The following is a 10,924-nucleotide window of genomic DNA, read 5'->3' on the forward strand; positions in this document are numbered from 1 at the left end:
CCTCCTTACCGGCGTCGAGCGCCGGCAAGGAGGCCTTCACGGCCGATCAATCCACAAAGGACACGCCAGCATTGGCGAGAATCTCCCCCACCGGCAGCGCGACGCTTTCGGCGGCGGTGAGGCCGGTGGCGGCGAGATGGGCGTCCACGATGCGGAGCCCAACCGCGTATCCGGCGAAGTCCGGCAGTCCCACCGGTTCCTGACCCGCGCGGATGGCGATGGTGTCGCCGATGACGTACGGAGTCAGGTACTGCATCCCGGCCAGATCGATCGCATCGGTGATCTTCCGGTAAGCGCTCTCCAGCTCGGCGTCGTCGAGCGCCGTCGACCACGGGCCCATGGCCTGCTCGCCACCCAGCTCCCGGACGAAGGCCTCGGCCAGCCCCTCGGCCACGACGTGTTCGCCGACGGTGACGGTCGCCGGATCCCAGACCACGTTGGCGTAGCGCACGTTGTGGTGGATCTCGTGCGCGGTGGCGTAGGGGATCTTCGCCAGGCTGGTCTCGGTGGGCCACATCGTCTGCATGATGCTGCCGGGAATACCGCCCATGCCCAGATAACCGGCACTGCGTTCGACGAGGTAGTCGTCGTCGGGGTCGCCGAGTACCAGCACCACGTTGACCGGGTCGGCGTGCCGTACGCCGGGAACGGCGCTGTTGAGCCGTTCCCAGGCCGCGGCGGCCGTTTCGCGCATACGGCCCCAGACGTCGGCCTCACGCATGCGCCGCAGTGCCTCTTCGTAGCGGGGATCGTCCCGGTCCACCCGGAAACCGCTGAAACCGTAGTGCACCTCGGGCTCGTGCAACGGTACGTGGGGATTGCGCAGCGGGGCGAGGATCTCCCGCAGCGCGTCCGTGCGCTGCCCGACCGGACGCGCCAGCAGGTCGAGCATGGCCGCACCGGTGTCGTGAACGATGATCTTCATGGGCCCGGACGGTAAAGCCTCCTGTCGCGGGAGGCTCAAGCCGAGACCCGACTCGCGTCGCTACTGTGCCGGTAGATACCAAACCAATCGAAAGTAGGCAGTCATGTAGGTCAGTCGCCTGTCCTGGTCGGCCTACTTCCGCTCTCATTGGTATGCGAAGCGATCATCCGGATTACAGTGGACGAACTCGTGTGCCCGCCCGGTGACGCACCGCCTGGCCTGCGGAGGAGTCATGGAGCTGGAGCTACGCCATCTGCGCGCACTCGTGGCGATCGCCGACACGCACAGCCTCGTCCGCGCGGCGAAGGTGCTGCACGTTTCGCAGCCCGCGTTGTCCGGGCTCCTGCGGCGCGTCGAACGGTCGGTCGGCGGGCTCCTGTTCGCACGCTCACCCACCGGCTGCGTGCCGACCTCGCTCGGCGCGGACGTCGTCGCCGACGCGCGAGCGGTGCTGGCCGGGATGTCCGCGCTGACCGATCGGCTCGGCGAGCGGCGGGAAACGCCGGGAACGCTGCGGGTCGGCGGATACTGCGGCTTCCTGCACCTCGCGGTGTCCCGGTGGCTGCGGGACCGGCCGTGGTGCGACACGGTGAGCGTGCACGAGGACCAGGACGAGACCACCACGCTGGCGCGGGTCGCCGCGGGCACGCTCGACCTGGCGCTGGTCTACCTCCCGCCGTTACCGGACCGGATCGTTCCGGACGGCGTCGAAAGCGTCGTGGTGCATCCACGGGAACCGGTCTTCGTGATCCTGGCGCAGGATCACCCGCTGACGCGGTCCGGCGCGATCCCCCTCGCCGAGATCGCCGAGTACCCGTGGGCGGACGATCCGCCATGGACCACGCGCTGGTCGGCCTATCTGCAAGGGGTGTGCCGCCGGCACGGCGTGGCGCTCGATCAGCCGCACCGCCCGCAGTGCCTGGCCACCCTGCTGGATCTGGTGCGTGAAGGCATGGCGCTCGCACCCGCGTTGGCGACCCGGCGGGACCGGCAGGCGAACATCGTGGTGCGCGCGATCGAGGACGCGCCGCTGTGGCAGGAACTGCGGCTCTGCTACCGGCCGGGCACCGTGGTGGCGGACCGGATCGACGAGATCCACGACGCCGTCGTCCGCAGCTACGCCGGCCGGCAGGGGTGCAGCGCCGCGTTCGACCAGTGGTGGCGCGAACGCGGCCGCGAACTCCTGCCGGCAGGCCGCAGCCTCAGCCTCCGACCGTGACCCGCCAGTTGCTGTTGGGCGTGGGCACCTCGAACCGCAGCGCCGAGCAGTCGTAGTCGGCCGGACGCGGATTCGCGGTGGGCCGCAGCGGCGAGTTCGACGGCGTCGCCGCCGTCCACTGCCCGCCGACACGCAGCTTCAGCGCACTGGACTCGAACACCGCGCCCCGCGCGTCCGAGCAGTAGTACGCCTGACCCGTCGCCGGGTCGACCGTCGAATAGAGCTCGAAGATGTCCCAGCCCTCGTTGAGCGTGCTCTGGTCGGAACCGCTCTGCGTGAACAACGTGTCCCACGAACCGGTCTTCACGTTGTAGAGCGAGGCGGTCCAGCTGTTGGAGGACGAATTGGTCCGGACCTCCTGCACCGTGTAGGCCGGGTGCCCGTTCACCGTGGTGGTGTAGGAGCCGAGGAACGCGCTGTCGATCGGCACGACCTTGGCCGGCGACACCGACTTGCACCAGTCCCACGCCCAGACCTGCCCGGACTGGCCGAGCCCGTAGGCGGTGACGACCTCGATGCAGGAGTGCCCGGTGGGTTTCACGGTGGGCGCGTAGACGACGTCGGCGTCGTTCGAGATCCGCAGGCTCGGGGTGACACTGTGCGTCACGACCAGACCGTCCGCACCGCTGGACAACTGCGGTTCGGGACCCCAGAAGGTGTGTTTCTGCGCCGCGATCCGCGGCGTCCCGCTCCGCTGCGCCGCCTGTTCGCGGCGCAGGTGGAGGAACCGGTCCGCCGACGGCCCGGCGGCGGCCTTCGCGGCGTCCCCGGTCAGCCCGGGCACCACCCCGGCCGGTGCGGCGGAAGCGGACGAGCCTGCGGCGACCACCGTCACGGCCACCGCGGCTGAACAGAGCAAAGCGAACAGTTTCCGCATCGATGCATCTCCTCGTTTTCGGCGAAGGAAACGCGCGGACGGTGGGGAAAGGGGAGGAATCCGCCCGCGGGGAAACGGATCGTAGGTCGGTGTTTCCGTTGCGTGGCACCGACTTTCGGCGGGGATCGACGAATCCGCGCAGGCGGGCGGGGACATGGGTTTTCGCCCGAAGACGGCGTTATACCGCCATTCGGCGCAATGCTCCCGGCGCGCGCCTGAGCCGAAGGCCGGAACGACACGATCCGGATCGGCGACACCGAGACGAGGCGAAGCGCCAGGGAACTGAATCGTTTCGGCCGGTACGAGCCGGTACCCATCACCCCCGTGTTCAGGTGCTTTTGCCGCCGCATTCGGGTGAAAAGGAGCGTGGACCACTTCACATTGACTGGCTTGTCGGCCGAGTCAAGGTCAACCTTGAATGTTCAGACAGCGTGTTGCGGGGGCACAATGGTCGACGACGCGAAGCACCCCCAGAACCTGAGAACAGCGCGCAACGATCTGACCGGCGACGTGACAGGTTCTGTAGTGCAGGCAGGCACGATCCAGCAGGTGGTCGTCGGCCAGCCCGCCCGGCAGGACGCGCTGCCCGTTCCGCGCCAGCTGCCTCCCGCGGTACGTGACTTCGCAGGTCGCGACGACCAGCTGGCCGAGCTGGACGCACTTGTCGCCAGGGGCGAAACCCACCCCACCGCGACGGTGATCTCGGCATTGGACGGCACCGCAGGCGTCGGGAAAACCACGCTGGCCGTGCAGTGGGCGCACCGCGTGGAACATCACTTCACCGATGGCACGCTGTTCGCCAACCTGCGCGGCTACGGCCCCAGCTCCCCGCTGACGCCGGATCTGGTGCTCACCTCGTTCCTGCACGTCCTCGGCGTCCACGAGGACCGCATCCCGGCCGAGCTGGACGCGCAGGCCGGGCTGTATCGCTCGCTGCTCGCCGATCGGCGGGTCCTCGTCCTGCTGGACAACGCCCGCACCGCCGACCAGGTCCGGCCGTTGCTGCCCGGTTCCCCCGGCTGCCTTGTGCTGGTCACCAGCAGGGCCAGTTTGACCGGGCTGATGGTGGCCGAGGCCGCGAGCCAGGTCACGCTCGATCTGTTCACCCATGAGGAAGCCAGGACCCTGCTCCGCGGAATCCTCCGGCCGGAGCGGGTCGACGCCGAGCCCGAGGCCGTGGCCGACCTCATCGAGGTGTGCGCGCGGCTGCCCCTGGCGCTGCGGGTCGCCGCCACCCGGATCGCCGCCCGGCCCCACACCAGTATCGCCGACGTCGTCGCGGACATCACCGATGAGCAGAATCGGCTGGACATGTTGAGCAGCAGCGGAGACGAGCGCAGCGCCGTACGGACCGTCTTCGACTGGTCCTACACCCAGCTTGGCGACGAGCAGGCTCGCCTGTTCCGCCGCGTCGGCTTGCATCCCGGCACCGAGTTCGGCGTCCTCGCCGCCGCGGTGGTCGCCGGAATCGAGCCCGCCGACGCCTACCGGCAGCTGGAGTCCCTTGCCGACGCGCACCTGATCGAAGCGGTCGGTGCCAGGCGCTACCGGTTCCACGACCTGCTGCACGCCTACGCCGCACATCGCGCGGGGCTGGACGAAACCGCGGAAGCCCGGCACGAGGCCGTGAACCGCTTGTTCACCTGGTACGCCCGGACGGCGCGGACCGCCGACGAACTGCTCTTCCCCGGCCTGGAGGCCCTCGACGTCCCGCTAGCATCGGTCAGCCACGAACCGCCGCTGGCCGACCGCGCTCAGGCACTCGACTGGGTGAACACCGAGCAGGTGAACCTGATGGCGGTACTTCGCGCGGCGCACTCGCATCGAGCACACGACATCGCCCTCCGCCTGGCAGCGTCCGCGCGGTCCCTCAGCCTGCGAGGGCGGGCCATGTGGCCGGTGCGGTTCGAGGCGGAGACGCTCGGGCTCCGTGCCGCCAGAGCCGGCGGAAACCGGGCCGCGGAAGCGTTTCTGCTCGGCTTCCGCGGCGACACCCTCGCGGATCTGGGACGCTTGGCCGAAGCCGAGGCGGATTTCGACCGGCAGCTCACCCTTGCGCGTGAACTCGGCGACGTCGTCCGGCAGCGCGTGGCACTGGTCGGCTTGGCCCAGGTCCGGCTACTGCAAGAGCGGTACCTCGACGCGCGGGAGCTGTACCACCGGGCACTGCCGCTGGCACGCGCGACGGGCGGCGGGCGCCCCGAAGCGGTCGTCGAGTGCAATCTCAGCCGTATCAGCGTGCTCCTCGGCCTGTACGAGCAAGCTCTGGAGCACGCCGAACGCGAACTCGCGCTGCGCCGCCGGACCACCGACCGCGTCGGAGAGGCCTACGCGCTGCACGACGTGGCGGTGGCCCACCAGAAGCTCGGTGCCCATGAGACGGCGATCGGCTTCGCGAACCAAGCCATCGCCAGGTACCGGGACCTCGAGGGAACCGGGGCCTTCCTCGCGCTCACGCTCGAGACGGCAGCGGCTTCGCTCGAGCAGATCGGCGCCCTCACCCGCGCCGCCCGGTACCTGGCGGAGGCCGGCACGATACTTGGCGAGCTGGACGACCCGCGCGCGGAAACGCTGCGTGCTCAAGCACGTGAACTGGCGGCCCGCGCCGATGCCGAGCCTCCGCCGTAGCGTTGTCCGGCCGCCGCGCCGCAGGTCGGGCAGTCGGGTCTCGGCGCTTCCGGGCCGAGCGCGAAGCTGTCCTGCAGGGTGACGAGGTTGAAACCGAACTGACAGTTGGTCCGGACCGAGGGCACGCCGGTGAGCAGGGCGAGAACGGCGTGCGCGGCCAGTTGGCCCGCGACACCGGCCGAAACCGCGTTGGCCGCCTGCCCTCGCGTGGCGCGGCCGAACGTGGCCGAGCAGGTCCGTGGTGGCAGTGCGGCGCGCCGTTCCTGTTCGGCTACGCGAGCGCAGTCGTAGCAGGGACCCGCTCCGGGCCGGTAGAGCCCGAAACTGACCTGCGGCCCGTGGTAGCCGCCGTGCACCCAGGCGGTCCCGGTCGCCGTACATGCCTGATTGGCCCAGGAACGGATCTCCTGAGGCTGATCCGCGGCCAGCAGCAGGACGTCGAATCCCGCCGAAAGCCTTCGCAGGACAGCGGGCCCGTCGACGGTGAGTTCTTCACCCGTGACGTGGACGTCGGAGTTGTACCCGCGCAGCCGGTCGACCGCGGCGATGGCCTTCGGCCTGCCGAGATCGTGCTCGGTATACAGGATCTGCCGGTTCAGGTTGGACAGCTCGACCGTGTCGGGCTCGACGCAGTGCACATGGCCGACCCCGGACACGACCAGTGTCTGGGCGGCGGTGCAGCCGACACCGCCGATCCCGACCACCACCACTCTCGCCTGCCGCAGCACCATCTGCGTGTCCCAGCTGCTCCGGCGCGGGGTCCGGTCCATCCAGCGGAACAGCGCCGCGCTCCGTCCGTAGCGCTCCCGCTCGACCGCGCTCAACCCCTCCGGTACCGGCTGGTCGGCGTCCTCCACATAGCCGGCGCGGACGAGGTCCTCGATGGCGGCGAGGACGTCGGCGCGGGACCTTTCGGGGTGGAGGCGGACCAGGTCGGTGACGACCTGGTCCGTGGTCCGCACACCGTCGAGGGTTTCCAGCAGCGCCCAGACCCACCCGCCCGGATCCTCGATGTCGGCTGCGATGCCGCGGACGATACCGCCGATCCGGACCCGGTCTTCGCCGTAACGCACCGGGAGGTGCTCGGGTTTGATCATCGGACGCATCGGAACTCCTCCTCGCTCCTAGCTTTCCTGTGTCGGGTTGCTGAAGGTCAATTCGCGTTCCACCTCAATGAATTCGATCATGGCTTCGCACCTCCTTTCCCCTCTGCGCCCGGGAAGGCAAGAGCATGGCCGGGATACAGCCGCGGCGTGGTTCTCCGGCTCGGTCATCCGGTGTCCGCACGGCTCGCGGCCTGCTGGAAACACTCATCGCGCTCCCCTCGATCAGCGTTCGGTCGAACACCGGAAGTATCGAGCGTGTTGTGTTCAATGCCGTGTCAATGCGGAGGTCAAGCTCGCGACAACTGCGTGTCTTAGATGACAAATAGATGTCAGCACAGGTGAGAGCGCTGCGCCGCCCCGTGGGTAAATGTCAGACTCGCGATGAAGCGAGGAGGTTCGACTCAGCAATCCCAGGAGGGGGGAGCGCTGCGCAGATGGAAATCGCGTTCGGAATTCTCGGGCAAACTACCATGCGTATGCACGGTCGCTTGAGCACGGACTGGGGCTCGCTGAAACTGCAGCAACTCCTGGCGGCACTGCTGGTGCAACCCAAGGTGCGCGTGGGGGTGAACACGCTGGTGGACTGGGTCTGGTCAGCGGACGAACGGGAGCCGAACGACCCGGCTGCCACGTTCCGCACCTACGCGGGACGTATCAACAAAGCGATGCGAGAAGCCGGCGTTCCCGCGACACTCCACACCATCGACGGCGCGCTCCACATCAATGTCGAACGGGAAGCCATCGACTACTTCGCTTTCGAATCATTGGTCGAGCAAGCCCAGGAAAACCGCAAAGAACACGACCACGAAGCGGCCTGCGCCGTACTCGCCACGGCGTTCGATCTTTGGCGAGACCGGCCACTGGCAGACCTCACATCGCAAGTGGCGGAGACCTGGCGCTACTGGGCAGTACATCAGATCTGGTTACCCGCGAACCACCTGCTGCTCGGCGAGCTGATCGCGCTGGAGCGGTTCGAGACAGCTTTGCAGAAGCTCGATGAGCTGCAACGGGAACACCGAACCGACCTCGGATTGGCGCGACGCCGGCTGTATGTGCTGCGCGAACTCGACCGCCCCGACGAGATGGGCGCTTATCACATGAAGGCGCGCAAGCTACTCCTCGGCGAGGAGGACCCGACCGCGGCCGAGGACCTGCGCAAGTACTACAACGCCCTGTTGTCCGAACCCGGATCTCGACGGTCGGCCACACGGACAGCGCCAGGAGCCCGTGGGGCAGCCGAACGGCTGGCCACGGTCCCCCTGCCCCGGCAGCCCGCCGACCGGACCACACTCGATCGGCCGCCCAGCCTGCTGCCGGCGTTCGCACCTCGAGGGCCCTCGACGCTACCGCCGGGTGCCGCCGATTTCGTCGGCCATCACGACCTGCAGAAAGCGCTTGACGAGCTGGCCAGTACCGCGGACGGTCGCTTTCGCCCCGGCCTGGTTGTCCTGGACGGCCTGGCAGGCATCGGCAAAACGGCCCTCGCGGTGCACTGGGCGCGTCGGCAGTACGGCAAGCTGGTCGACACCGCGCTGTATGTCGATCTCCACGGCTTCGACGGCGGGCGTCCGGCCGAGGCCGGCGACGTGATCGACGAACTCCTCGACGCCCTCGACGTGCCCGTCGCCAGTCTCGCCAGCCGCGCGAGACGGGAGGCGAAGCTCCGCGAAATCCTCGCCGGGAATCGCACGCTGATCGTGCTCGACAACGCCGCCAACTCCGCGCACGTGCTGCCGCTGATGCTCACGCTCTCGCCGTGTCTCGTCGTCGTGACGAGCCGCCAAGGTCTGACCGCGCTGGCCAGCCGTCATGGCGCGCGGCACTGCTCGGTCACGTCCCTGAACGAGGTTCACGCGGCTCAAGTCCTGACCAGTCGCATCGGTTCCCGCGCCGACGCCGAACAAGAGTCGATCGGGCGGCTCACCGCGTTGTGCGGCGGGCTCCCGCTCGCGCTCCAGCTGGTCGCCCGGCACGTCGAAAGCCGCCGTGGCGCCGCATTGACCGAATTCGCCGACGAGCTACAGGACCAGAGCCGCCTGCTCGACATCGGCGACGACGGGGACGATCCGCCCGCGAACATAAGGGCCGCCCTGCTCGTCACCTACCGTGCCCTCCCTTCCCCAGCGCAGACGCTGTTTCGCGCGACCGGTCTCTCCCCCATTCCGGAATTGACTCTGCACGCCGCGGTAGCACTTGCGGGCGATTCGACCAAGAGCGTGCAGCGCGCCCTCGACATACTCGTGAGCACCCATTTCTTGACCCCGACGGGCACACGCGACCGTTACCGTTTGCACGACCTTCTCCGCGCCTTCGCCCGCGAACTCGCCGAGAGCGCCGAGCACGTCAGCACCCGAGAGGAAGCCGAGCTTCGCCTTCTGTCCTTTTACCTCCACACCAGTTACGGCGCCGACCGGCGTCTGTTTCCGTTCCGCCCTCCGGTACCCATGCTTCCAGCAGCGCCGCACACTCCAGCACTGGAGTTCACCTCCGAAGCCGAAGCGAAAACATGGCTACTGCAAGAAAGAGCCAACATTTCCGCCATTGTTCCCTGGGCAGCACAACGTGGTTACCACGATTTCGCATGGCGAATTCCGCATAACCTCTATGGGCTGTACCGCAGACTCGGCCTGAACAGCGAACTACGTACACTGTACACGATTTCCACCACTTCGACTCAAGCCGTAAAGGACCTTGAATCAGAAGGGGCAACCCGCAGCGACCTCGGGCTGATCTGCGCCGCCCTCGGCGACTGGGACGCCGCGCTGCGCGAATTCCACATTACTTCCGCGATAGCACAGAAGACCCAGAGCACCATGGGAATGGCCATCTCCCTGTCCCACCTCGGCACATATGAGAAGCAAATAGGAAACCTGGACACCGCCGCCGAACTCTACCGACGAGCACTGCACCATGCCGTCGCCGCCGACAGTTACGGCGCGCAGTCCGCGATCCTCCACCGGCTCGCGGGGACCACACTTGCGCGCGGGCGTCGCGACGAGGCACTCGCCCTGTACCACCAAGCCCTGCGTCTACGGGAGAAGATCGGGAACAGCCACGGCCAGGCCGAGTCACTCATAGAAATAGCGGCAATATCGGCTGATAGGAAACAATACGACAACGCGCGGCACTACGGTCTGCAAGCACTGGCCATCATCGAGAAAATCACCGATGTCGAGGCGGGACCCCGCGCGTGCTACGTCATGGCCGGTATCAGTTACGCGCAAGGCGACCACCAGGCCACCATCGGATACGCCCGCCAAGCCGCACGTCTCGCCATGCGCGATCACAATGCCGTCATCGAGGCGAACGCGCTCCACATTCTTGGACACGCTTTGTGCGAAATCGGCCACCGGGCCGCCACCGAGGAAGGCTGGCTCCAGGCCAAATTGGTCTATACCGATCTGAACAACCGCGAGCGGGTACGTCACGTCCAGCAGGACCTCGCGGCCCTGAAGACGACACAGGCACCCTCGGCCACTTTCGCTCACCAGGTCGAGCTACCCCACCAGCAATAACCTGAAACATACTCCGGTTCTAACTTCACTACTTAAGTCATACTCTCGTCACTCTAGCTAGCTACTTGTCGACACTTTTGGTCATTTCGCGGTCGCCCGTCCGTGTCGCCGAACGTCGTCCGTAGGACACAACCGTCAGGGAGACTCACCGCTTTAGTGGACCCCGCGTCTACCACGTGCAACACCCTCAGTAGGCTCTGCCCCGTCCGCAACCCGGACAGCTGAACCGTTACCCCGCACCGCCTGTGGAAGCCACCCAGGTGGTTGCAGAATCAACCAGAACGAAAGCCTTTTCATTACCTATGAGCAGAGTTTCCGAGATCGGTCGGACGCGGGTGGCATCCCTGGCGGGAGCGGTGTTTCTCTGCGGCGGGCTGATCTCCATGGGAAGCAGTCACGCGCTCCACGAGACACACGTCGCCTCCGTGACCACAGTGGACTCGAATTATTGGAACGCAGACTCGGACTACTGGAACCCGGAATAAGTTTGCATTCTAAAAGCAACGAAGCTGCTTCTCAGAACGCTGCGGCACCAGCACGCGCGCCAGCCGCGCCCAACACACCGCTCGGTCCGAAGTGGCCAGCGCCGGGTATGGCTCCGAAAGAGGCGGTCCACCCCCGGGACGTGGGCGTCTGGGGCCGACTCCCGCACAC

The 10,924-nt window shown here is 67.4% G+C and carries 6 protein-coding genes; 3 read left to right on the plus strand and 3 right to left on the minus strand.

Features of this window, described 5'->3' with window-relative positions:
- Positions 1-46 precede the first annotated feature (46 nt).
- Entirely contained in the window at positions 47-925 is an 879-nt protein-coding gene (locus tag ACFWY9_RS40605) for a DUF2268 domain-containing protein (protein WP_378341388.1), read from the minus strand.
- A 232-nt stretch (positions 926-1,157) separates the two neighbouring features.
- On the opposite strand from ACFWY9_RS40605, the gene ACFWY9_RS40610 reads away from it, so the two are divergent.
- On the plus strand, positions 1,158-2,144 hold the full coding sequence (locus ACFWY9_RS40610) for a LysR family transcriptional regulator (protein WP_378341389.1): 987 nt from the start codon (positions 1,158-1,160) through the stop codon (positions 2,142-2,144).
- Here the strand turns inward: ACFWY9_RS40610 and ACFWY9_RS40615 are convergent.
- Positions 2,128-3,021 carry a carbohydrate-binding protein gene (locus ACFWY9_RS40615; protein WP_378341390.1) on the minus strand — a complete coding sequence of 298 codons (894 nt, stop codon included), beginning with the start codon at positions 3,019-3,021 and terminating at the stop codon, positions 2,128-2,130. The genes ACFWY9_RS40610 and ACFWY9_RS40615 overlap by 17 nt on opposite strands.
- Before the next feature lie 510 nt (positions 3,022-3,531).
- On the opposite strand from ACFWY9_RS40615, the gene ACFWY9_RS40620 reads away from it, so the two are divergent.
- On the plus strand, positions 3,532-5,649 hold the full coding sequence (locus ACFWY9_RS40620; RefSeq protein WP_378341391.1) for an ATP-binding protein: 2,118 nt from the start codon (positions 3,532-3,534) through the stop codon (positions 5,647-5,649).
- On the opposite strand, the gene ACFWY9_RS40625 is transcribed toward ACFWY9_RS40620, so the two are convergent.
- Positions 5,601-6,755 (minus strand): HesA/MoeB/ThiF family protein, encoded by a 1,155-nt coding sequence (locus ACFWY9_RS40625; RefSeq protein WP_378341392.1) that lies wholly within the window; start codon positions 6,753-6,755, stop codon positions 5,601-5,603. The two genes, ACFWY9_RS40620 and ACFWY9_RS40625, sit on opposite strands and share 49 nt — an antisense overlap.
- Positions 6,756-7,189: 434 nt before the next feature.
- Here ACFWY9_RS40625 and ACFWY9_RS40630 point away from each other — a divergent pair, with 434 nt between their 5' ends.
- A complete protein-coding gene (locus tag ACFWY9_RS40630) occupies positions 7,190-10,270 on the plus strand; it encodes a tetratricopeptide repeat protein (protein WP_378341393.1) in 3,081 nt (1,026 codons plus the stop codon).
- The last annotated feature ends 654 nt before the right edge of the window (positions 10,271-10,924 follow it).

This window comes from Amycolatopsis sp. NPDC059027 (assembly GCF_042739735.1).
Lineage (GTDB): Bacteria > Actinomycetota > Actinomycetes > Mycobacteriales > Pseudonocardiaceae > Amycolatopsis.